This window comes from Porphyromonas sp. COT-108 OH2963, from assembly GCF_000768895.1.
GTDB lineage: Bacteria > Bacteroidota > Bacteroidia > Bacteroidales > Porphyromonadaceae > Porphyromonas_A > Porphyromonas_A canoris.
On record NZ_JRAP01000008.1, the window covers coordinates 66764 to 90002 of the forward strand.

The following is a 23239-nucleotide window of genomic DNA, read 5'->3' on the forward strand; positions in this document are numbered from 1 at the left end:
AAATCCGGAAACACACATCCCCAAAGATCGTAAGTTATGAGACTGATATTTAGAAAAATTCCAGCTGTATTGTTGCTGGTTCTATCTCTCCATGCACTCAATATCACAGCCCAAAATAGCGAGACACCTCCCCCACCGTTACGGAATAGCTCCTCCTCCATTGCAGAGATTCTATCCAAGCAGATCGTTCCGATTCCGGAGGGATACACCTATAAAGACACAACGATATTCTCTCAGCTGTTTCTCCCTATCGTATTCGACATCAATAAGATGTGGGACGAAAGAGCATTCTCTCAAACCGTAGAAACACAAAAGGAGCAGGGATACAAGCTGCTCAATACACCTTCGGCACTTTCTCTGGTAGCTGTTGCAGACTCACTCTCCATAGAGCCGGCCGCTCCGGTAAGCTCGTTTGTAACATCGTGGCAGAATGGCAAATCTTTCCTTCGAGACTTTATGGCATCCAACGTGGCTCTCGTAAACATGACATCCGAAATGCTTCCGAAAGCCATCACCCTCGAGAAAGTGGATGCCGTGAAGTATGACAACCGTTTTGAGGTAAAGCAAGGACCCGCGATCTCTGCACAGGAAGAAAATTTCGAGACGGCAAAAGTAGACCCTATCTACTGGATCAAAGGTTTTGAAAGTACCATCCAATTCTCCCAGAACCATATTTCCAAGAACTGGCACAAGGGAGGAACAAGCAACCTGAACATCTTTGCCCGAAACTTCTTTAGCTTGAGCTATGTCAAAAACAAAGTGAAGTGGACCAATGAATTGGAGTCTAAAATCGGGATCTACAACGCTCCAAACGATACCGTAAACAAGTATAAGATCTCCGAAGACCTCCTGCGACTCTACTCCAACTTCGGTATCAAAGCAACCTCCAACTGGTACTACACACTTTCAGGAGAGCTTCGTACCCAGCTGCTTAAAAACAGAAAAGAGAACAGCAAAGACCTTATCACGGCACTCCTCTCCCCTCTTGCTGTGGATGCCGGTCTCGGTATGAAGTACGAGATAGACAAGAGGTTCGACAGTGATAAGTTCAAACGTCTTCGCTTTTCTGCCAATATCGCGCCCTTCTCCGTGAGCTACAAAGCGACCATCAGAGAGGATATAGACAAGGCCCGTGCCGGTCTCAATCCGGATCAGACCTACATCGTCGCTTTCGGATCCACGATGCGCGCGGCTCTCAACTTTGATATAAGCCAAACCGTCAACTGGCAAAGCCGATTCTATTATGGTACGACATTCAAGCGCATAGAGACAGAGTGGGAAAACACGCTATCCATATCGCTCAACCGCTACTTCTCCACCCGTCTCAACGTAAACCTCAGATACGATGATGCTGTAAAGAACACCGGCGGACGCTTCAGAGATCTTCTCCAGTTTACAGAGCTGTTTAGCTTCGGCTTCAACTACAAACTGCGTTAAACGCTCTACGGAACAAGCATAGAAAAGTCCTCTCAAGACAGTGTCTTGGGAGGACTTTTCCATTTTACCCCCTCCTTCAGAGCAACTTCTTTTCCCGTTCCCAAGAAGTCATTCCTTGTACCCTTTCTGCAAACAGAGAGTCCCGGCACAGAAAAAGAAAAGGCAAAAACCGGAAGAGAAAAAAGCGTAAGCAGAGAGCAAACGAAAGTGATTCCGGGACTCTATCTCACAACAGAAACCGATGTCAAGAATAAGGATAATTTGAGACATAAAAACAGGAGTAGTTTCTGCACTTTTCTCCCTCCTCGAAGCCTTCATTTTTATATATTCCATACCGCAAAAAGCCCACTTTTTTCCGTCTCTCTATTTTGATCGGAGGGGTCGTTTTCAGAGCAGCGCCCAATTTGTTAAATCAGCCTGTTTTATTAACATAAATTCCGATACCTGTTCACTCAAAACACTAAACGAGCATATTCTTTCGGCTTAACGTGTTTAATTTTTCAACGAACACGTTTACCGATTTCATTAAACACGTTTACCGGATTCGGTTAACGTGTTTAGCCAAAACAATCAATAAGCTGATTATCAACAAAGTAAACAATTTCAGCTAAAAACGCCCCCTTTTACCCACATTTTTGAGTTAAGATATATTCACAACGAGCCGCGCCAAAATCAACACTTATTAACGCAAAAAAGCCCCATGGAACGGACTGAGAAAAAATTTTTTCCAAATTCGAGATTTTGCCATATCAAATTGTAAACAAAAAGATTACATTAAAATGACTTCCTCAAAAATGAAAAAATCATTCCAAAATCTCATCTAAACAGCCTGACCAGCCACTCTCCATTTTTATATAAAAGCTCCCGGAAAAACGGGTTGTTTTTTTTATCCTCCGAGACAATGCTAAAGAAGATAATTCAGAACTTGCATTTCAACTTTAAGAAAACGAAATAGCCGTGATACAAATCCGATTTTCGGGATTTATACCACGGCTTCTTAAAAACGGGATTGAGTATTTCGGAAAGAGATAAAAGGAAAAAGGAGGGAGGCATTACACGTCCCATGCACCAAGATATTGCTTTAGAAGCTCCAGGTGGGCAGGGAAAAAGCTCCTTTTATTCATCTGCCAGCCATGCGCTTCCAATGCTTTCTTTAGCTCCGGATACTCTTCGATGTCTCTTCTGAACTTTTGAGAGGCATATCTTGGAGAGTAAGTTGGGTAATAGCATACGGCAACTTCTTTCACGGTCATCACGGCATATTTTGCTTTTTGTCTTTGAATAGTGTTTTGGTTCTGTGTCATGCTGTTTTCTGTTTTACTTGGTTACGATATGATGGTTTTATAGAATAATCTCTCACTCTTTAAGTTTGGAGCCCTTGAAACAGCTCTCAAATCAGAGTCTGTAAACGGCTTGAGTTTTAAGCAACCCGTTTTCTGTCTTTTCTTCAATCTCTTACCGGGAATAACGGATTGAAGAAAAGAGAAGAAAGAGTATGGCAAAAAAATAGAGAGAACAGGCTCTGTCTTCTCCCTCAACGAAACCAAACCATACTTTTTCCGGCTGCGAGGGCTCTCTTTGGCGCCTATTCCGCCCTCTTCCAAAACCTCCTTATATATATAGGTATGGCTTCCGGTGCTTCGCTCTCTTCCTTAAACAGAAAAAGGCAGGCTTTGCAACGCTCATGAGAGTCCCTCTTAAAACTCTTCGTCGCAAAGTTAAACAGTTATTTCCATTATTGCAACACTTTTCACTTTAAGAGAAAAGAGAGCCGGTTTGACAGGAAAAGAAGAAAAACAGATCACTTCTACAGCAAATAAATGATTAGTAAAGCGATTATTCAAATACGACCGAGAACGACCTCTTTTTACAGAAGTGCCATCCGGTGTGTTATAACTTTGCAATGTCTTAAGAGAGAAACGGCAACTCGCCACTCTCCAAAGGACACCAAAACCTAACTATTTTATTATTCACCATCTAAAAACATTTTTATTATGGCAATCTATTTCAAAGTTCAAGAATCGAAAAACGGCATCAACAAAAAGAGTGAAAAGCTCGTCTTTGCAAGAGCCAAAAGCATCGGAGACGTCGGAGTGGAGGATATGGCAAAGCTTATATCGGAACGCTCTTGTGTATCCACCGCAGATGTCAAAGCCACTTTGGACAACCTCGCATGGGCTTCGTCATTCTTCCTCAAGCAGGGTCTGCGTGTGAGTCTGGGCGATCTTGGAAGACTCTCTCTTGTGATCAAAAGCAAAAGCACAACGGACAAAGAAAGCTTCAACATCTCTAAGATCGAAGGAGCAAAACCGAGATTTCACGCCGGTAAATGGCTAAGAGCAGCCATCAAAGAGGCATCGCTGACCAACATAGAGGAGTACGCCAAAAAGAAGAACAAGCCGGAAGCAGGCGGTTCTGCCGATAACACTTCAGGCAGTGGCGCAGGAGACTCGACAGGAGAGCAGAACGGCGGCGGCGAAGGATCTTTCTAAGCGTACGCACCGACACCGACAGCCCCACTCTTTATCTCTCCGGGATGCTCTCTGACGGCTTCTGAGAGGATGAATGACAAAGACCGGAGCAACACCTCTCTTGCTCCGGTCTTCTTTCCCAAACAGATTTTTAACCATAATACCAAGACCTGTAACAATGGATAACAACAGACGAAAAATAAGACTCATAGTGCTGCATTGTAGCGCAACACGGATAGATGGCAACTACTCCGTTGAAGATTTGAGAAGAGATCACACTGCGCGCGGATTCCGAGGCATCGGCTATCACTTCTACATCCGTACAGATGGCTCTCTGCACAAAACCAGAGAGATAGAGGAAATAGGTGCACATGTTTACGGACACAATGTAAACTCCATAGGGATATGCTACGAAGGTGGCATAGGAAAGGATGGACAACCGGCAGATACTCGGACAGTGGAGCAGAAGCATACGATAAGAACTCTTCTGATAGCTCTAAAACACTTTTATCCGGATGCTGCGATAGTCGGGCATAGAGATTTAAGCCCCGATAGAAACAGAGATGGAAAAATTTCTCCTGATGAGTGGATAAAACTCTGTCCCTGCTTTGATGCCAAACAAGAATATAAACAGCTGTAAGGCTCTACCTCTCTGAAACAGATGGAAATAAAACAACCGGGCTTGAAAAAGCAGAGAGAAATACAAGAAATCCCTCTTGTAAAACAAGAAAAAGAAAAATATCCAAAGTTTGAGAGCAACTCAATAGCACCAATATTCCCTATCGCAAAACAGATGGATAAGAAGCAACAGAATTTGAAAAAGCAATCCGGAACAAAATGCAATTTTATTGTAAAACAGAGGAGAGCAATCCTTTCAAACATGGAGAGAGATTCAACCTCTCAAGCAGTCCCTAACACAATACAGATAAAAAAGAAACAACCGAACTTGAGAAAGCAATCTCAAGCACAACAGTCCCCTATTGTAAGACAGAGGAGAGCAAGCCATTCAAACATGAATAGCAATTCTATCGAGCAGATTGTTCCTATTGTAAATCGGATTATACCGGGCGATAGAGAAAAAGCATCCTCATCTCTCTTTTACAAAAAGATAAGATACACGATGGCTACATCCCTTCTTGTAGCAGGTGTTGTAGTAATCTTCTTCGGGCTTCTCTACGAACCTCAAGGCGAGATTCACCACTCAATCCTCACACTATTCGGAGAACTTGCCACATTTGCCTGCTTTCTATTAGGGATAGAACCTGAAAATAAAAGAGGAAAGAAGCTTTCAAAGCAGGAAAGTTATTAAAATAATAACTTATGGAGGTCTTTTTCAAAGGTCACTATTTGGCAAAAACCTCTTTCCCAAAAGCAATTTCGAGAAGTACTTCAGATACAAGTCACTGAGAGAGAAGAGAACGGAAGGTACTTACGATAAGACCAGATCCGAATCTTAAATAATACAGCGAATAAGGTACTCCCCAAAAGTCTCTTATTTAGTCGTCCCTTAAAAAGCTGTCTAATTACTGATATTCAGTATATTATATTGAAAATCCCTTTGATAAATCTGCAAGTTTTCTTATCTTTACAGTGAGAAACTTGCAGATTTTCATGATTAAAAAGCTTCATCATAGTCCTTCATTATTCAGCAGCTTATCAGACCTGTTGAATTCATCGCACCCACTCTATAAATTAGCCGACAAAATAGATTGGGCAAAATTCGATACGGCTTTCGAACCTTTGTATTCTCAGAACAATGGTCGCCCTGGTAAGCCGATTCGTCTGATGTGTGGCTTGTTGATTCTCAAGCATCTTCGCAATCTCTCAGATGAATCCATTGTGGAACAATGGAGTTAAAATGCTTATTATCAGTACTTTTGTGGCATGCAAGAGTTTACACCCTGTGCCCCCTGCGCCTCTTCTGAATTGGTGCATTTTCGCAATCGCATTGGGGAAAAGGGTATAGAACTTATTTTTCAGGAAAGCATTCGTGTCAATAACGAAGAAGACGATGAGCATCATCATGATACCGCCTTTATCGATTCTACCGTTCAAGAAAAGAATATCACCTTCCCAACTGATGCCAAGTTGCATAAAAAGATTGTCCGTAAGGTTCTGGATATCGTCGAAAAATTAGATCTTCCTCTTCGCCAAAGCTACACTTTCGTTTTGAAGCGCATTTATCGCGACCAACGTTTCCGCAATCACCCCAAGAACCTCAAGAAGGCACTGAAAGCAGACAAGAAATTGCGGACCATAGCGGGGAGATTAGTTCGAGAACTCAAGCGTAATCTTGGATCGGATTCTCGCCACACTGGATTAATTGAGAGGTTTGAAGCCATTCTTTCACAAAGACGTAACAGCCGGAAAAAGATTTATTCTATTCATGAACCCGAGGTGCAATGTATCAGTAAGGGGAAAGAGCACAAGAAGTACGAATTTGGCAATAAGGTATCTATCATACGTTCGGTTACAGGTATTATCCTTGGAGCCCAATCTTTTCGTAATGAATATGATGGTCACACCATAGAATCCTCGTTAGCACAAGTGGAACGTCTTACACGAAGAAAGATCAAAATACTTGCGGGCGACAGAGGTTATCGTGGCAAGAAAGAGATTAACGGCACTCAGATTTTAATTCCAGATTCCCCAAAATCCTCAGATAGCAGGTATCAGAAGTGCAAGAAACACAACCTATTCTGCAAGCGAGCAGGCATAGAACCCACCATTGGACACTTGAAATCAGATCATCGTTTAGGGCGCAACTTTTACAAGGGATTGGTAGGGGATGATATAAACATCCTGCTGGCAGCGGCTGCTTATAACTTCAAAAGAGCTATGAAAGCTCTTTTACACTTGCTCAAAATAATAAGCGAGAAGCCATTCATCCATGACTTCTCGCTTAGCAATGCTTTTTAAGGGACGACTAGGTACTATCTCCAGAATCAAACATAATATATAAAAAGAGAGGTTGCCTGCAGAGGCAACCTCTCTTTTTATCCAAACAAATATCAGATGTGGATTACCAACCCGGATTTTGTTGTCCTTTCAGATTCTTATTTATAAGCATATCATTCGCAGGAATTCCCCAAACGAACTTATTATGTCCAGCAGGAATTTCCAACTCATAATAAGGTTTAGATCCAGCCCCCCTAGATAAAGCTGCAATATTCTGAGGAGCTCTTCTTATCATAGGCATATTCCAACGTCGAAGATCCCAAAGCCTATGACCTTCAAAGGCAAGTTCCCGAGTACGCTCATTCTTAATTTCCTCAAACAACTCATTCCCTGAAAGATTTATAGGATCTAACCCTCTTGCACTCTTCAACTCATTTAAAAGTGTTTTAGCAATATCTTCTTTTCCGGACATGTAGGCTGATTCCATTGCTATCAAATAGGATTCTGCTATGCGAAATACCTTAGGAGCTTGTCGTCCTGTAGGAACAACACCAAAGAATCTATTATTTGTCAGATCTGCAAGAGTCGGATTACCCCAATACTTAATAATAGTGATAAGTCCTCCAAATACACCCACACCGCTAACGTATACACGATGCCTATTGTCCATTTCAAAATAGACTTTCTTTCTATAGTCTTTTTCACTATACAAATCCAACATCCACTGAGTAGGGAACCAATGAGCAGTTACAAACGGATAACGATTAGAATTTAAAGGAGAGAAATAGTTATTCACAGAAGAGGGTATCTCATCCGGTTTACTAACAAATAACTGTAAAATGTCCTCCGTAGAATCATCATGACGCCACATGTTAAATAGAGCTTCAGCTGAGTTAACCAAAGGGAATACCTTGGAATCAATAAGCTTCTTAGACAACTCTAAAGCTGTGGTATAATCTTTCTTCTCTAAACTAACTCTTGCTTCCAAAGCATCACAAGCAGCTGGAGAAAAGCGAGTATTTTTAGGTTTATTTTCAATTTTCTGTTCCATATAAACCTTTCTTGCAAAAGCAATATCTTCTGATATTTGCTTATAAACAGCTTCATTTGTCGCACGTCCCGGCTCTTCATTTATGTTATAGACTAAAACAAGAGGAACACAAAGATCACTTGCAGCAGTAGCTTGGTTATATATTGTCCCATAACGCTTAGCCAATTCTGCATAATAATAAGCTCTTACAAATCTGGCATTAGCTTCAAATAGTTGCAGAGTAGCAATATTCTCCTTACCCTCATCACTCGTAGCATCAAATGTAGCTGCTAATTTAGGCAAATTAGTCAGAATAAGATTGGCATTCTTTATCGCACTATAATAAGCTTCCCAAATACCAGAAATATCATAGTCTGAAGAAGTTAACTTTATCCAACCATGAGGGAACCCGGAATTGTTTCCAAAATCCTTCGCAGCATTGAGTTGATCAGCTTGGACATCGGCAATTTTAACAAAATCCCCATATTGACGCGCTCTAAAGGAGGAATACACTCCATTATCCCAATTCTTCGCATGCGCCATGGTTTCAAAAGAATTCTCAACCTCTCCCGGTATTGTACTTTTAGGAAGCCTTTCCATATCGCAAGATGAGAAAAACAGCGCTCCCAAGACAAAGGCCCCAATAAGATTTTTTATCTTTTTCATAATAAATCAACAATTAACTTTGTTAGAAATTCAGTTCAAGTCCCACAGAAACCTGTTTTGTATTAGGGTTAGCTCCAAGAGTCAAATTACTATCAACCTCAGGGTCGACACCATCAAACTTAGTAAAGGTTAGCAAGTTCCGTCCAGAAACAAAGACTTTTGCTCCTCTTATAATATTTTGCTTAGCCAATAGCGATTTAGGTAAAGTATAACCTAAAGTAAGATTTTTCAAACGTGCAAATGACGCATTTTTTATCATACGGCTATCGAATTCAACAAAGTTATGGGCCAAAGAAGGATACTTTGTTACATCTCCAGGGTTCTTCCAATAATCTAAGATCTCTTTTCGAACATTCATCGAAAACACATATGGGTTCTGAGAGAAAAAGTAGTCATCATTTGTGATCAAGTGCTTTCCTAACGTAAAAGCAAAGTCTGCCTGCAAACTAAACCCATAGAACTGTGCGTTCAAACCAAAACCGCCATTGATAGGAGCTTGACGTGAAATACCTGTATTCTGAGCTAACGCATCCGAACTAAAAGGCTCCTCATCGGTCGGAGTAAACACATCCTTGTCATCTTTATTAGTTATAGCATTGTTAGCTCCAGGATTATACCACTGAGGTGCTCCGGTATTAGGATCGACCCCCTTCCAAATAGGATAAAAGAAAGTAACTGGCTGTCCTACAACATAGGCAAGACCATAGTTGTGCATAATCCAAGTATCTAATCCTCTGAACAATTCAAGAATTTTATCTCGGTTGTAGTTGAAATTTCCGTATAGAGCGACAAAGTTTCCATTGCTCTTGTTATTATAGACATCAACATCCAAACGAATATCAACACCTCTATTCTGATATTTTCCCACATTTTCTTTTAGAGAAGAAAATCCCGAAGTATGGGGATAAGGAACATCCATCAGCATAGAAGAAGTCAACCTATTATAAACCTCGACATTCAGTCCTATTATATCTAATATTCTTGCATCAAAGCCGAGAGTCGTTTTCCATTGAGTCTCCCAAGTAAGTTTCGGATTTCCAGGAGAAGAAAGCCCCCAAGAAGCTCCAGAATCATATTGACCTATCTTACCAACTTGTTGTTGAGCTTCGTAATTGCCAATACCAGCATTACCAGAAGTACCGGTACTAAACTTCACTCTCAGATTATCCAACCAGTCAATATCCTTAAGAAAACTTTCATTTTTAGCTTTCCAAAGTAAACCGAGAGAACCAAATGAGGCATTTTTATTGTCAGCTCCAAATCTGGATGAAGCATCATTACGAGCGGTCAAATCAACAAAATACTTATCCCTATAACTGTAAGATAATTGGGCAAAATAAGACAAGAATGCGGATGCAGAATAAGACTCTCCTAGCTCTTTATCCTTAGTAACAGAAGACAATAGAATGAGCTTATCATCTATCAAACCCTGCCCTTCTCCCCTAAAGCTCTCATATCTATTATCTATATACTCCTGGCCTATTAGAGAAGTTATTTGATGATCATCTCCTATTCTAAACTTATATTCTGCCGTATTAGTAACTGTCCAGTTAATATCGCGTCCAAAAGACTGTCGTCTAAAACCATTTCCAAAGGAATCTCCGAAAGAAGGATAACGAGTAGTCGTTCCACGCGTATCAGTTAATTCGAGTCCTACCTGAGAGCGTATTGTCATGCCTTTAAACGGAGTAATAGTCAAGTTCCCTGCCGAAACCATTGTAAGAGATCTACTATTTGAAGGTATCTTATCCGCCAAGTAGCGAGGAGACCAACGGTTCCAACCAGGTATTTTAACGTCATAATACTCGTTTCCGTCCTTGTCGTAAGGAGAGTACCATGGAAGAGCTAAAGAAGAGAGACCTCCATTGGTACTGTTCCTTGTGTATTGATTTGTTTCAGAGACATCATAAGTAATGGCCGTATTTAGCCCAACCTTGATAATAGGGTTCAAATTACTATTGATATTGGCCCTTATATTATATCTTTCATACCCTGAACGATACCTTAGTCCTTGTTGTTGAAGAAAACCGGAGGAGATGTAGTAGTTAGTACTTCCTGATCCTCCGGAAAAAGCGATATCTGCGGTCCTTAGGGGTTGATTTTTCTTAAAATAATAATCGTGCCACTTTGTGTCAATACCGGATTCCCAAATTTTATTAATCTTCTCCTCAGTCTCATCATCATAAAATTTCAGATCCTTGTATAACTGTCCTAATTCCCTTGAGTTCATCAGAGACTCATAATAGTCCTTATTTGCAAGATTTGACACCCCATACTGAGTTCTAAATGTTATATTTCCTCTTTCAGAAACACGACCCTTTTTGGTAGTTATATAAATAACTCCATTCGCAGCACGAGCACCATAGATAGACGTAGCAGCGGCATCCTTTAAGACCTGGAAACTTTCGAAGTCGTTAGGATTCATACTCATTACAATCCCCGCACCCACAGGCATACCATCTAACACGTAAAGAGGAGTAGAGGAAGCTCCAAGAGAACCACTACCGTGAAGTCTTACAGAAGATATTTCAGAGGGTTCTCCAGAAGAAGAAAGCACCTGCAAACCAGCGACTTTACCTTGGACAGCATCAAAAGGATTCGCCACTGGCTTTTGTTCCAAATCCTTGGCTCCAACTTTGACAACCGAAGCCGAAGTATTTGTTATAGCTTTTCCTGATCCATAACCGATAACAACAACATCCTCAAGAACAGAAGACTCTTCTTTCAGAAGGATTTTCAAATTTGTGCCAACGGGAACTTCTATTGTGGTCATCCCCACCAATGAAACAACAAGCATCTTTTCTGTTGCAGGGACATTAAAACGGAAGCGTCCCTGAGCATCTGTATAAGCTCCGCCCTTGCCACTTTTCGCTTTTACTGTGACTCGAGTGAGAGGCTGATTGTCCTTTTGGTTGAGAACCACACCGGACACCTCCTTCATCTGTGCGACGACCGATCCTACGCTTATCAATAGGACGGTCAGCAACAACATAAACTTCTTCATAAGCATATTAATTATTTGTAAACCTTTGTACCAAGCTTCCAATAAATCAGCCCCACTCCGACAGTGATAAGACCTATACTGTTTGCTTGCTACACCTAAAACACTAAAATTCTGTATATAAACCAATTACCAAACCTCTTACAAAGAAAGATCTCCAATGTATTCTTCGGGTTCTTTCATACTGCTTATCATGAGGGTTTGACTCTGCTACAAATAACGAAAATCTTTTCGTTATTAACAAACATTTTTGTAACAGCCCTATCACTTTAACACACAAGAAACCACTTTTTAACAATAATACACAAGAAGAAAATTGATAAACTTACTTTCATTTGATGTTAAAAATATTGGGAGAAGATGAATTTGCTCATGAAAGAAAATCCCTTTGATTAAGCATCACGATGAGGAAGTCTATTCCACTCCCATTAAATAAAAGAAGAAACGATTTTAGGAAAAAGAGTACGTACGGAAAGACATCCTTATGAATCAGATAACGATTGGCACTATATTAAAAAAGCATAATATTACTTCAACAGAAAGGCATTCCTACAAATCCCTCCATTTACATCATTTTTAAGAATTGGGGCTCTTTCCTTTCTTGCACTCACAAGTGCAAGAATAATAGTACCTTTGCGAAGAAAAAAAGACTCAATAAGATCTTTGAAAGATGACAAGACAAAATAAAAAGAGTAGAGCCTCAAGAGGATCTATAAGAAGTAAAAACGCAACATATTCTACAATAAAAGATGCTGTTCTAAAGCATCTCTATTCCAATCCTACCAAAACATTCAATCCCAAACAACTCGCTTCAAACCTTCGTCTTAACGTAGGGAATGGAAGAATTTTCATACAGCAAGCTCTTAATGAACTCAGAAAAGAAGAGAGTATCAATGCCATAGGGAATCATCGCTATCGTCTCAATTATAAAGGAGACCGGTATGATGCAATATTCATAGCTCGTGCCAATGGAAGACATACGGCAAAGGCTGTAGAGAACGATGAAATATTCTTAATAGACAACAGAGATACTCGCAACGCCCTCAATGGAGATCGGGTGCGTATAGAGGTTCTGCCTAAAACTTTTTCCCATAGCAATAACAGAGCTGCTCGAGTAGTAGAAATCTTGGAACGTGCACAATGGAATTACGTGGGGGTATTACAAAAGCCTCTCGGAGCAAAAGCGGGCTTTGTAATCCCGGAAGGCAATAAGATTCAGAACGATATCTTCATCCCGGACAAGCACACAAATGATGCAAAGGATGGAGATATGGTATTGGTTCGAGTAATAGAATGGAGACAGGAAGACAAGAATCCTGTCGGAGAGATAATAGATGTACTTGGACGACCGGAAGATAATGACACCCAAATGCACGCAATATTAGCGGAGTTTGGACTTCCATATAAATATCCGGAAGAGCTGGAGCAGTTGGCAAACGAGTTTCCTGAAGGGCTGTCCGAAAAAGAGTTTTTGACAAGGGAAGATCTAAGACATCTTACCACCTTTACAATAGACCCGATAGATGCCAAAGATTTTGATGATGCAATCTCCTATGAACGGCTTGAGAACGGTAATGTTAGCGTGGGAGTTCATATCGCAGATGTTTCTTTCTATGTGAAGCCAGGCGATCCGATAGACATTGAAGCTCAAAAAAGAGCGACGAGTATTTATTTGGTGGATCGTACGATACCGATGTTGCCGGAACGTCTTTGCAATGATTTGTGTTCTCTCAAGCCCAATGTGGATCGTCCTGCTTACTCCGTAATATTCGAGCTCAACGATAAAGCGGAAGTGGTGAACTACAATATCGTAAAAAGCATCATCCATAGCGATGCACGTCTGACTTACGAGCAGGCGTATGAAATAATCAAAGGGGAAGGAGATCCGGCCGAAGAGGTAAGGCAATCCATCATCCATCTTAGCGAAATTGCTCAAAAAATCAGAAGCAGAAGATTTGAAGCCGGGGCTATCAACTTTGAAAGGCAAGAGATTAAATTCATTCTTGACGATCAAGGTAAGCCGACCGATGTTTACACAAAAGAGAGCAATGAGGCTCACCAGCTCATTGAAGAATTTATGCTTCTCGCCAATAGAACCATCGCCCAACATGTAACCGAAAAACATTTGAAGGGTCATCCCAAGAGAGCTTTTATCTATCGTATCCATGACTTGCCCAATGAGGCAAAGCTGCAAGACCTTTCCAAATTCATGATGAAGCTTAAGTATGTACTCAAATTGGACGGCAACAAAGAGCACATATCAAAGGCGCTCAACGAAATGCTTGTGGCTTTTCGAGGCAAACCGGAGCAAAATATGTTGGAAACAATAGTATTGCGAACAATGTCCAAGGCAATATATACGACAGATAATATCGGACACTATGGATTAGGATTTCCTTTCTATACTCACTTTACATCTCCCATCAGAAGATACCCGGATGTTTTGGTACACCGATACCTTTGGGCATACGAACATGAACAGGAGTTGGACAGTCCCGGCATATTAGAGTCGCAAGCCCGCCACTGTTCGGATCAAGAGCAGTTGGCATCTCAAGCAGAACGTGCATCCATCAAACTCAAACAGGTAGAATACATGTCCGATAAGATCGGAGAAAGATTCGAGGGCATGATAATAAGCGTTACAGATTTCGGATTCTTTGTAGAAATCAAATCCAATGGTTGTGAGGGTTTAGTGCCCATACACTCTCTTACAGATGACTTCTATGTTTACGATGAAAAGAACTTTTGTTTGATTGGAAGGCAGTACGGCAGAGTCTTCAAACTGGGAGACAGCGTAGAGATAGAGGTTGACAGGGTAAACTTCGAGAGAAAACAGATAGACTTTATTCTCTGCTGAAAATAACAATAGACCAATCATGAAAACACTTATAGGTCATACGCTGAAAGAGCTTGAAGCTTTGGTAAAAAGTCATAACCAACCCAAGTTCAGAGCTAAGCAGATTGCGGAGTGGCTTTACGTACACAAAGTAACAGAGATAGAAGAGATGAGCAACCTGCCCATCTCTTTTCGACAACAGCTTTCCGAGAATTATACCATTGGACGCCATGTTCCCATTACCACACAACGTTCTAAGGACGGCACGGAGAAATATCTCTTTTCAGTAGATACAAAAAAAGGCTTGCGAGAGATAGAGACCGTCTATATCCCCGAATCCGATCGTGCAACACTATGTATATCCAGCCAAATAGGCTGTAAAATGAATTGCTCATTTTGCCATACCGGCAAGATGGGCTTTTTATTTAATCTTCCCTCGGCAGAGATCATCAATCAGTTTCTCTCCTGTCCTCATGTAGAAAAGTTGACAAATATCGTGTTCATGGGCATGGGAGAGCCTTTGGATAACTATGATGAAGTATCAAAAACCTTAGAAATACTAACTGCCCCATGGGGCTTGGCATGGAGTCCGAAGCGAATTACTGTAAGCACCATAGGGTCGAGAGATGGGCTGCTAAAACTATTACAGGAGCAACAGTGTCAGGTAGCCATAAGCATTCACTCCCCATACCCGGAAGAGCGAGCTGCTTTAATGCCTGTGGAGAAAGCTTTCCCGATAGAGGAGGTCATAGCAACGCTTCAAAAGTTCGACTTTTCAGGGCAGCGCCGGCTGTCGTTCGAGTACATTGTCTTCGATGGTCTCAATGATGATCTTCGCCATGCGGAAGCTCTTATCCGCATACTCAAGCCTCTGCTTCCCGATTGCAGGATAAATCTTATTAAGTATCACTCTATCCCAGGCGTGGATCTTCGTTCGCCTTCTCCGGTAAGAGTACAAAGTTTTGAGGACTATCTCAACTCTAAAGGAGTCAGATGCACGACCAGAAGATCACGAGGGGAGGATATCTTTGCCGCATGCGGTATGCTTGCCACTACGAAAGGCAAGAAGCCGCAATAGCAAAAGTTTGTCTATCTTTGGCTGCGAATGTTCAATAACCTATATACTAATAACAAAAACAGAAATGAAAAGATTATTTCTTTCTCTTGCTCTGATCTGCGGTGTATTTTCACTGCATGCACAAGAGGCATCTACAGATGTTAAGAAAAAAGAGGCTTATGTATTCACCCCTGTGAAAGAGCTCAAGATCACACAGGTAAAGAATCAGTCCAGAAGCGGTACCTGCTGGTCTTTCTCCGGTATAGGATTTTGGGAAGCCGAAATGTTGAGAATGGGTAAACAACCTGTTGATTTAAGCGAAATGTTTGTTGTAAGCCACAGCTACAAAGATAAGGCTGTGAAATATATTCGTACAGACGGACACATCAACTTTGCTCAAGGTGGTTCGTTCTACGATGTGCTTTATGTTCTCAAGCATTACGGAGCTGTTCCAAGCACCATAATGCCCGGTCTCAACTATGGAACCACTATCCACGCACACAGCGAACTCGAAGCCGGAGCAGTGGGCTTCCTTAAAGGAATTGAAAAGAACCCTAACAAGAAGCTTTCCACAGCTTGGAAGCGTGCATTCGACAGCATCATAGATGCTTACTTGGGCGAACTTCCTACCGAGTTTTCTTACAATGGCAAGAAGTACACACCAAAATCTTTCGCAGAAAGTATCGGTTTGGATGCAGACAACTATGTTTCTCTCACTTCATACACCCATGTTCCGTTCTACTCTTCATTCGTGATGGAGATTGCGGACAATTGGCGTCACTCCAGCAGCTACAACCTTCCGTTAGAGGAATTGATGGCTACAATGAAGAATGCTATCAATACCGGTTATGCGATAGCATGGGGTTCGGACGTTAGCGAACCGGGCTTTACTCGAGACGGATATGCTCTTCTTGTAGATGTTGAAAGTGCAGAAAACTCCGGCTCAGACCAAGCACGTTGGGTTGGAGCCACTCCAAATCAAAGGAATGAAATGATCCGTGATCTTGTAACACACATCAATACTCCCGAGATCAAGGTTACACAAGAATATCGTCAAGAAGGATACGACAACAAGACCACAACAGACGACCACGGTATGGTTATTTATGGTATTGCTAAAGACCAAACAGGAAAGCTCTTCTTCATGGTTAAAAACTCTTGGGGAGAGACCGGAAAGTACAAAGGAATCTGGTATGCCTCAGAAGCATTTGTTGCCGGAAAGACGATGAATATTGTTGTGCACAAGAACGCTATACCTAAAGAAATTAGAGCAAAGTTGGGCTTGAAATAAGACATCCCTACCAAACAGAGCAAAAAATATAAAGGGCGAGACGGAATAATTTCCGTCTCGCCCTTTTCTGATTCTTGTTTTGAGTAGAATAGGAACGGAGAAACTAACCCAATGTTTCGGCTCTCTGTTCCACAAAGATTTATCTTCCCAAAGATGACTCTCTTATTTTTTTCTCATCAATCGGACTGGCAGGGCTGACTTCTTCTCCATCGTGTGAATACGAGAATAGTTGAACTCCACATCAAACATAAAGCGGTAAGCATAAGAGGCGTACTTCTCGTACGTATCCGCATTCCAGAAAACACTTGTACGCCTATCTAGAACTATCCCTCCTACTCCTTCTCCGTGCTCATTACAATTCATATAAAAACCAGTGGTGATGAATGTTCTAGAGATATCCTTTTCTTTATTGGTTGCCCAATACTCTTCTTTGGCGACATCAGCCAACACTGTGGTATCATCTCCCAAGTGACGAATCGTAACTGTATAGGTAAAGAAGGCACTTTTTTCCTGTTTCAAAACATACCTATACGCGGCTCTATATTTGCTGCCGTTACCCTCAAGACGTACTGCATACGAGATACCGTTGCCTACACCCTGATAGTAACAACGATAAGTACTCTTGGTGCCATCCAAAGTAATATCTTCGTTTTTCTCAACAGGACCGAATGTTGAGTTAAGAAGCAACACCTGCATAGCTGCCGGAAATACCGTAAGCATTTCATCCTTTGTGGGCACAGCATATTGATCTCCCAATGAAGGATTATCTCCTAATATCGATTTCCCCTCTACGTTTCCGTTAGAATCTTTTACTCCCATAAGTCTGAACCAAGAGAAGAAACCGATATCGGTATTATTACTCAGATCTGTAAGAAAATCGGTTCCCGTTTTGTTCAGATAGAATTTCGACATGTAAGACATCGGGATAAGAGGATTCATCTCTTCGTCTCCGGTTATGGGAGCAGCTCCTTCAATAATAACCACATTGCACTCTGCTTTCTTACCTCCTGCTATTGCTATGATCTTAACAGCACCTTTAGCCAAAGCCGCTACGTTACCTTCATTATCCACTGTTGCCAAAGTTTCGTTAGAAGATTGCCAGACTATCAGTGTAGAAGCAGCCTCTGCCGGTTTGATAGTCGCTCTTATCTTAAAGCGTTCTCCAACTTTAAGTTGCTTCTGAACCGGATCTAGAATGATCTCTTTCACCTCCACTATGGCAGGTTTCTTAGGAATAATAAACTTGTGTCCGTTATATTCGATGATGACGGATTCGTCTGTTTCGGTAATCTTCAATACTTCGGAGAGATCCTGCCCGGTAGCCTTTACCGGTTTTCCGTCTGCACCAAGAACGAGTTGCCAAGTTTTACCATCGTCAACGCTCACTTCCCACAATCCATTTCCATTCACTCTCAATTTTGGTGCTATACCTGAGGCTTTTATTTTATTACCGTCGGCATCACGCATAAAGTCGCCATTCAAAGTCCAGTAGAGCTGCCCATCGGTATCGGTTTTCACTCCAACCGCACTTCCGTTCTTTATTACAATCTTAGATCCATCACTCATAACGAGTTCGTAGCCGCTCTTGTCCGCAAGCTCTGTATAGGATACTATTCCTATCTTTTTGTTTTGAGCATCCAACAACTCCTTCATCGCCTTGATGTCGGAATTGGTCGTTGTCATTAAAGTCTCAAGATTTTTCAGCCGGACTTCGTGTTCGTCTAATCTTTTTCTTAGATCACTCAAATCCGAACATGCCGTAAAAAGAATAAATACCGGCAATAACCAGAAGAAAATACTTCTATTCATCTCATAAGTTTTTAATAAGTTAGAAATAGGTTATTACATCTCTTGAAGTTCGGCAAGCGTACAAATGCTTTGCAAAACCTCACTGCACGAAAATAAAAATAATAATTGCGAAATACAAATATTTGTTTAACCTTTCTCCGAAAGTAGTATTTCTCATCCGGGTACTTAAAGGTCAAAACAAATACAACGATACCCCATTATCTCATGCACCAAATCAAAAAAAAGAAAAGGCGGAAAGAGTATCCCCCTTCCGCCCCTATGAAAGTCTTTATGTCTGACCTTTTAGAATCTGAATCCTATGGAAGCATAAGCATTAAAATTCTTCAATGTGGAAGATGAACCAACACCCAAAAGGTCTCCCAAAAGGGACTGCACCTTAACATTATTGGTAAGACCATACTCGGTACCTATGCGGAAAACAGCTCTTGAAAAGTCCACAGCCACAGAAGCGTTAATACCGGCATCAAATCTCTTAAATTCCAATGACTTTTTTACAGACTCCGGCATTGAAAACAGATCCATGTCAGAGTCTCCATAAACACCTTTACCGCTGAGAGCATAAGCAAAATAAGGACCGACCTCAGCGGAGAAACCTAATGTCGGACTCAACTCTGCACGAAATCCGAGATTAAGAGGAACAGAAAGATAGTGGTAGTTGAGGTGTGCTCTGTTGGCTTTGGCATTATCTCCGCTCAAAGGACCAAGACCAAAAATCTTTCTAAAGCTATTCAGATCATAGTTTCCTCCTTGAGACTTAAAAGTAAGACCCGGAGCAATGTACAAACCACCACCCAATCCGATTTCCGCTGCACCGGATACCCGGTAGCCCATCTTTACTTTAGAGTTCAGATCAACAGAACTGGCTTTGAACTCCACTATGGACATTACGCCTCCCACTTCTATTCTCGGACGAATGTTTTGCGCGTTTGCAGTAAATAGCCCTCCGGCTAAAAGTAACAGTGCTAAAAGTTTCTTTTTCATTGGTATTTCTGTTTTTTAGAGGAAAAAACGCTTAAAGCTTCTTTTTGTTCTACTCAAACCTTCTCTCCTTAGGGTTATACATAGAAAGCACAAATATGATATGCCTTCTTAAAATATCACCTTGCCATACAAGCCGATTGTGTCGGTTGTTTTACAAGGCAGTGCATGACAAATGTATAAAGAAGAAGCACAAGACACAACTTTACATCTCTCTTTTAATCTCTTCTCAAAAGAAACAATATTATTTTCGATAAAATCTCTATAAAAAAAGAGGAACTCTTTTGACTACTCAAATAAAGATGGCACAGACACAAGGATAGAGGAGCAAAAAGAGATAAACACTCTTTCTGATAAAAAAATAAATATGAAGAAAATGAGTCTGACAAAACTCCGATATCCTAAAAAATACATACATTTGCATTACCGCATAAACATTTTTTAGTTACCATATCCACAAAAAGAACAGAAATACACTATTTAGATATGTAATTATGAAAAAGGACAATTTTTCTAAAGGCAGAGATCTAAGCATCAGACTCCCCTATCGAACAATGGCAGGGGTACTACTGGCAGGTCTCATGACAGCACTGAGCCCGACAGCTACGGCAGCCGACTCGAACACTACTACCACTCAGCAGCAAGACACAAAAAGTGTTTCCGGTACTGTTGTAGATGAAAAAGGCAATCCCGTGCCTGTTGTTGCGGTTCGCGTTACAACCCAAATAGGTAAAGGAGCACGTACAGACGAAAAGGGAAGATTTACCATCAATGGTCTTACCCCGACAGATGTCTTGGAAGTATCTTTCATGGGATACGAAACAGTGCGCATTACCGTAGGTAGCCAAACTACTCTCAAGATCGCACTTAAACCTTTGACTTCACAGTTGGAAGAGGTTGTTGTCGTGGGCTATGGTACACAAAAGAAAGTTAATCTTACCGGAGCAGTTTCCAATGTGGATTCAAAGCAGCTTCAAACTCGACCTGTTCAGAACGTGGCTCAAGCACTTCAAGGGGTTGTCCCGGGATTGAACTTCAGCGTTACAAACTCCGGAGGTGCTCTTAACAGCAGATTGAGCATGAACATCCGTGGTAGCGGAACCATCGGTGAAGGATCATACTCCAGCCCGTTGGTACTTATCGACGGAGCAGAAGGAGACATGAATACTCTTGCAGCCAATGACATCGAAAGCATCTCAGTATTGAAGGATGCGGCTTCCAGTGCCATCTATGGTTCTCGTGCGGCATTCGGTGTTATTCTTATCACCACAAAGAGTGGTAAAGAGGGCAAGAGCAGATTCTCCTACAACGGAAATATGCGCTTCAATACAGCAACACAGATCCCTACAATGATGGACTCTGAAATGTTTGCAAACTACTTCAACCGTGCAGGAGCAAATGCAGGTGAAGGTATCGTCTTCCCTAACGACGTACTCGAAAAGATTCGTCTCTACAAGCAAGACCCGAATAACGAAAAGGTCAGATTCGGTACCATGTGGAATGCTGCCAAAGGCGAATGGGCAATGTACGATGAAGGAAACTGGGCAAATACCAACTGGTTTAAGGAAAACTACCGCTCAAATGCGCCTTCACAAGAACACAATGTTTCGTTTTCGGGTGGCACATCCAAGCTAAACTACTACATCAGTGGAGCATTCTTGGATCAAGAAGGTCTTATCCGTTATGGTCAAGACAAGTTCAACCGTTACAATGTATCCGGAAAGTTCTCGGCTGAAATCACTCCTTGGTTCAACATTACCTACAACAACCGTTGGATTCGTGAAGACTACTCTCGTCCAAGCTACATGACCGGTCTGTTCTTCCACAACATCGCACGCCGTTGGCCTGTGAATGCGGTTACAGACCCGAACGGACACCTTATTTCAGGTCAGGAAACCATCCAAATGAGAGATGGAGGTAAGGACATCAACCAAAAGGACTTCTCCAACCAACAGATTACGTTCCTTGTAAAGCCGGTGGAAGGCTGGACCATTAAGTTGGAAAACAACTACAATACCACTTATAACAACAACCACTGGGATGTTCTTCCTATCTTCAGATACGACAAGGACGGCAACCCTCATCCTACATCTCGCGAAGGTGGAGACGAAGGACAGACCCGTGTTTCGGAATCTGCATGGAAGAGCAGTTACTTCAACGGTCGTTACTTCACAGAGTATTCCGAAAAGTTTGGCAAGCATGACGTAAAAATGCTCGGAGGTCTCGATATAGAGATCAGCAATACAAGAAATCTCGGAGGTAATAAAAAAGATCTTATCACTCCTCTTGTTCCTACCGTAAATACTGCGACACACGACAAGCCTACATTCTATGGCGGTTACAGCCATTGGGCTACAATGGGATTCTTCGGTCGTATCAACTATATATTCGACGACAAATATCTTTTTGAAGCATCTGTTCGTAGAGATGGTTCTTCTCGCTTCATCGGAGACAAGAGATGGGGTACATTCCCAACATTTGCAGTGGGTTGGAATCTTTCCAACGAAAGCTTCTGGGAACCTATCAAGCATATCGTTCCTCTCTTAAAGGTAAGAGGCTCTTGGGGTGCTTTGGGTAACACCAATATCCAAGCCCTGTACCCTTGGTTCCTTGCACAGCCACAGGGTGTTGCCAACTCCGGATGGATTCTCAACGGAGAAAGAGTAAACACCTCCAATGCTCCGGGTATCGTTTCCTCTTCACTCACTTGGGAACGTGTAGAGTCATGGAACATTGCGCTCGACTTCTCTCTTCTTAACAACAGACTTCAAGGTAGCTTCGACTTCTTCAACAGAACAACCTACGATATGGTTTCCAATCCGGAGAAGCTTCCATCAATACTTGGTGTGGCGCCTCCTAAGATCAACAACACAGACATGAGATCTTATGGTTGGGACTTGGAAGTTCGCTGGAGAGATCAATGGAGAGGTTTGGATTATGGTCTCAAACTCGTTCTCAGCGATGACCAACAAGAGATTCTCAGATACAGCAACCCGACCAACTCTCTTAGCGACTGGTATGCAGGTCAGAAGTCCGGAGAGATCTGGGGTTATACTACTATCGGTATAGCGAAAACGGATCAGGAGATGAACGATCACCTTGCACACAGCAAGCAACCAATGGGGACACAATGGGCAGCCGGAGACATCATGTATAAAGACCTCAATGGTGACGGCACCGTAAACTATGGAAACTATACATTGGACAACCATGGCGACCTTTCTGTCATCGGTAACGCCACTCCGAGATACAAGTTCGGTATCAATGCAGATGCTGAATGGAAGGGTATCGACTTCTCCATCTTCCTTCAAGGTGTAGGTAAAAGAGACTGGTGGGACGGCTCTCCATACTCTGTTGGTGCTACAAGTCATGGTAAATGGCAGAGTGTAGGATTCGTAGAACACTGGGACTTCTTCCGTCCTGAAGGCGACCCTCTCGGAGCTAATCTTGATGCATACTACCCAAGACCTCTATTCGGAAAGGGTGGTAAAAATATGCAAAGACAAACCAGATATCTTAAGAGTGCAGCTTATATGCGTATCAAGAATATGCAGATAGGTTACTCTCTTCCTCAATCATGGATAAAAAAGGTCGGACTCTCCAGAGTACGTGTGTACACATCTGTGGACAATCTTGTTACCTTCACTAAGATGACTAAGATCTTTGACCCCGAAGCCATCGGTGGCGACTGGGGACCGGGTAAGCTTTATCCGCTTCAACGCACATGGTCTTTTGGTGTAAATGTTAATTTCTAATCCGTAAAAG

The 23239-nt window shown here is 41.8% G+C and carries 14 protein-coding genes and 1 pseudogene; 9 read left to right on the forward strand and 6 right to left on the reverse strand.

Annotated elements, in window-relative coordinates; genetic code table 11:
- Positions 1–36: 36 nt before the first annotated feature.
- Complete coding sequence (locus HQ39_RS09185; protein ID WP_052079427.1) at positions 37–1437, forward strand: DUF3078 domain-containing protein; 1401 nt, start codon at positions 37–39, stop codon at positions 1435–1437.
- Positions 1438–2489: 1052 nt separating this feature from the next.
- Here the strand turns inward: HQ39_RS09185 and HQ39_RS04025 are convergent.
- Positions 2490–2741, reverse strand: coding sequence for a DUF4248 domain-containing protein (locus HQ39_RS04025; protein WP_036791635.1), 252 nt, complete (start codon positions 2739–2741; stop codon positions 2490–2492).
- 690 nt (positions 2742–3431) lie between these two features.
- Here HQ39_RS04025 and HQ39_RS09190 point away from each other — a divergent pair.
- On the forward strand, positions 3432–3929 hold the full coding sequence (locus HQ39_RS09190; RefSeq protein ID WP_052079428.1) for an HU family DNA-binding protein: 498 nt from the start codon (positions 3432–3434) through the stop codon (positions 3927–3929).
- Here the strand turns inward: HQ39_RS09190 and HQ39_RS09740 are convergent.
- Positions 3926–4051, reverse strand: a complete 126-nt coding sequence (locus HQ39_RS09740) for a hypothetical protein (RefSeq protein ID WP_255359381.1) — start codon at positions 4049–4051, stop codon at positions 3926–3928. The two genes, HQ39_RS09190 and HQ39_RS09740, sit on opposite strands and share 4 nt — an antisense overlap.
- Before the next feature lie 35 nt (positions 4052–4086).
- On the opposite strand from HQ39_RS09740, the gene HQ39_RS04040 reads away from it, so the two are divergent.
- The 3 genes and pseudogenes from HQ39_RS04040 to HQ39_RS04050 all read left to right on the forward strand — a co-directional run bounded on the left by HQ39_RS04040 (position 4087) and on the right by HQ39_RS04050 (position 6827).
- Entirely contained in the window at positions 4087–4548 is a 462-nt protein-coding gene (locus HQ39_RS04040) for an N-acetylmuramoyl-L-alanine amidase (RefSeq protein WP_036864006.1), read from the forward strand.
- Positions 4549–4920: 372 nt separating this feature from the next.
- Positions 4921–5217, forward strand: a complete 297-nt coding sequence (locus HQ39_RS09685; RefSeq protein WP_235317638.1) for a hypothetical protein — start codon at positions 4921–4923, stop codon at positions 5215–5217.
- A 302-nt stretch (positions 5218–5519) separates the two neighbouring features.
- A pseudogene (locus HQ39_RS04050) lies at positions 5520–6827 on the forward strand (IS5 family transposase).
- A 103-nt stretch (positions 6828–6930) separates the two neighbouring features.
- On the opposite strand, the gene HQ39_RS04055 reads toward HQ39_RS04050, so the two are convergent.
- Together HQ39_RS04055 and HQ39_RS04060 are read right to left on the reverse strand one after the other, a co-directional pair.
- A complete protein-coding gene (locus tag HQ39_RS04055) occupies positions 6931–8502 on the reverse strand; it encodes a RagB/SusD family nutrient uptake outer membrane protein (RefSeq protein ID WP_036845725.1) in 1572 nt (523 codons plus the stop codon).
- Between the two features lie 22 nt (positions 8503–8524).
- A complete protein-coding gene (locus HQ39_RS04060) occupies positions 8525–11506 on the reverse strand; it encodes a SusC/RagA family TonB-linked outer membrane protein (protein ID WP_036846322.1) in 2982 nt (993 codons plus the stop codon).
- A 667-nt stretch (positions 11507–12173) separates the two neighbouring features.
- Between HQ39_RS04060 and rnr the strand changes: the two genes are divergently transcribed.
- The 3 genes from rnr (at position 12174) to HQ39_RS04075 (ending at position 16687) form a co-directional block, all read left to right on the forward strand.
- Positions 12174–14360 (forward strand): ribonuclease R, encoded by a 2187-nt coding sequence (rnr, locus tag HQ39_RS04065; RefSeq protein WP_052079430.1) that lies wholly within the window; start codon positions 12174–12176, stop codon positions 14358–14360.
- Positions 14361–14379: 19 nt separating this feature from the next.
- Positions 14380–15417: a 23S rRNA (adenine(2503)-C(2))-methyltransferase RlmN gene (rlmN, locus tag HQ39_RS04070; RefSeq protein WP_036864011.1), complete on the forward strand. Its 1038-nt coding sequence runs from the start codon at positions 14380–14382 to the stop codon at positions 15415–15417.
- Between the two features lie 64 nt (positions 15418–15481).
- On the forward strand, positions 15482–16687 hold the full coding sequence (locus tag HQ39_RS04075) for an aminopeptidase C (protein ID WP_036791622.1): 1206 nt from the start codon (positions 15482–15484) through the stop codon (positions 16685–16687).
- A gap of 162 nt (positions 16688–16849) precedes the next feature.
- On the opposite strand, the gene HQ39_RS04080 is transcribed toward HQ39_RS04075, so the two are convergent.
- Together HQ39_RS04080 and HQ39_RS04085 are read right to left on the reverse strand one after the other, a co-directional pair.
- On the reverse strand, positions 16850–18496 hold the full coding sequence (locus HQ39_RS04080) for a PL29 family lyase N-terminal domain-containing protein (RefSeq protein WP_036864014.1): 1647 nt from the start codon (positions 18494–18496) through the stop codon (positions 16850–16852).
- Positions 18497–18778: 282 nt separating this feature from the next.
- Positions 18779–19477 carry a porin family protein gene (locus HQ39_RS04085; protein WP_036791615.1) on the reverse strand — a complete coding sequence of 233 codons (699 nt, stop codon included), beginning with the start codon at positions 19475–19477 and terminating at the stop codon, positions 18779–18781.
- Between the two features lie 491 nt (positions 19478–19968).
- Here HQ39_RS04085 and HQ39_RS04090 point away from each other — a divergent pair, with 491 nt between their 5' ends.
- On the forward strand, positions 19969–23229 hold the full coding sequence (locus HQ39_RS04090) for a SusC/RagA family TonB-linked outer membrane protein (protein WP_036864016.1): 3261 nt from the start codon (positions 19969–19971) through the stop codon (positions 23227–23229).
- The last annotated feature ends 10 nt before the right edge of the window (positions 23230–23239 follow it).